This window comes from Nonomuraea sp. NPDC050478 (assembly GCF_044458265.1).
In the GTDB taxonomy this organism is placed as follows: Bacteria; Actinomycetota; Actinomycetes; order Streptosporangiales; family Streptosporangiaceae; genus Nonomuraea; species Nonomuraea ferruginea.
Genome location: NZ_JBITHT010000025.1, coordinates 1 through 1,733, shown reverse-complemented (window position 1 = coordinate 1,733; position 1,733 = coordinate 1). Strand labels below are relative to the sequence as shown.

The 1,733-nt window shown below is 56.5% G+C and carries 2 rRNA genes; both read right to left on the bottom strand.

Annotated elements, in window-relative coordinates:
* Positions 1–20: 20 nt before the first annotated feature.
* Positions 21–137, bottom strand: a 5S ribosomal RNA gene (gene rrf / locus ACIBF7_RS44940).
* A gap of 95 nt (positions 138–232) precedes the next feature.
* A 23S ribosomal RNA gene (locus tag ACIBF7_RS44935) occupies positions 233–1,733 on the bottom strand; the annotation flags it as partial.

Sequence of the window (1,733 nt, the reverse complement as noted above, 5' to 3'; positions counted from 1 at the left end):
GCCTTTCCCATATGAAAATTGTCCGGCGGTGACCTACTCTCCCACACCCTCCCGAGTGCAGTACCATCGGCGCAGAGAAGCTTAACTTCCGGGTTCGGAATGTAACCGGGTGTTTCCTTCCCGCCATAACCGCCGTAACCCTCCGAAACACACAAACCACAGGGTTTGCTGTCTCAGAATTGCCTAGTGGACGCGAGCAAAACTCAATTCTACAAAAGAAGCAAGACGCTTTGTGGTCAAGTCCTCGGCCTATTAGTACCGGTCAGCTCCACACGTTACCGCGCTTCCACCTCCGGCCTATCAACCCGGTCGTCTACCGGGAGCCTTACCCCTTCACAGGGTGGGAGACCTCATCTCAAGGCAAGCTTCCCGCTTAGATGCTTTCAGCGGTTATCCCTCCCGAACGTAGCCAACCAGCCATGCACCTGGCGATACAACTGGCACACCAGAGGTTCGTCCGTCCCGGTCCTCTCGTACTAGGGACAGCCCCTTTCAAGTCTCCTGCGCGCGCAGCGGATAGGGACCGAACTGTCTCGCGACGTTCTAAACCCAGCTCGCGTACCGCTTTAATGGGCGAACAGCCCAACCCTTGGGACCTACTCCAGCCCCAGGATGCGACGAGCCGACATCGAGGTGCCAAACCATCCCGTCGATATGGACTCTTGGGGAAGATCAGCCTGTTATCCCCGGGGTACCTTTTAGCCGTTGAGCGACACCGCTTCCACACGCCGATGCCGGATCACTAGTCCCAGCTTTCGCTCCTGCTCGACCCGTCAGTCTCACAGTCAAGCTCCCTTGTGCACTTACACTCAACACCTGATTGCCAACCAGGCTGAGGGAACCTTTGGGCGCCTCCGTTACCCTTTAGGAGGCAACCGCCCCAGTTAAACTACCCACCAGACACTGTCCCCGATCCGGATCACGGACCAGAGTTAGACATTCAAAACGACCAGAGTGGTATTTCACCAATGACTCCACCCGAACTAGCGTCCGAGCTTCCCAGTCTCCCACCTATCCTACACAAGACGCTCCAAACACCAATGTCAAGCTGTAGTGAAGGTCCCGGGGTCTTTCCGTCCTGCTGCGCGAAACGAGCATCTTTACTCGTAGTGCAATTTCGCCGGGTCTGCGGTTGAGACAGCGGGGAAGTCGTTACGCCATTCGTGCAGGTCGGAACTTACCCGACAAGGAATTTCGCTACCTTAGGATGGTTATAGTTACCACCGCCGTTTACCGGCGCTTAAGTTCTCACCTTCGCCAACCCGAAAGTCAGCTAAGCGGTCCCCTTAACGTTCCGGCACCGGGCAGGCGTCAGTCCGTATACATCGTCTTACGACTTCGCACGGACCTGTGTTTTTAGTAAACAGTCGCTTCCCCCTGGCCACTGCGACCCCCACCAGCTCCCACCGCAAGGGCGTTCACCAGCAGAGGTCCCCCTTCTCCCGAAGTTACGGGGGCAATTTGCCGAGTTCCTTAACCACAGTTCACCCGATCGCCTTGGTATTCTCTACCTGACCACCTGAGTCGGTTTAGGGTACGGGCCGCCACAACACTCACTAGAGGCTTTTCTCGGCAGCATAGGATCATCCACTTCGCCACAATCGGCTCGGCATCACATCTCACCCACAAGTGTTGCGGATTTGCCTACAACACGGGCTACATGCTTACCCCAGGACAACCATCGCCTGGGCTGGACTACCTTCCTGCGTCACCCCATCGCTTACCTACTACCA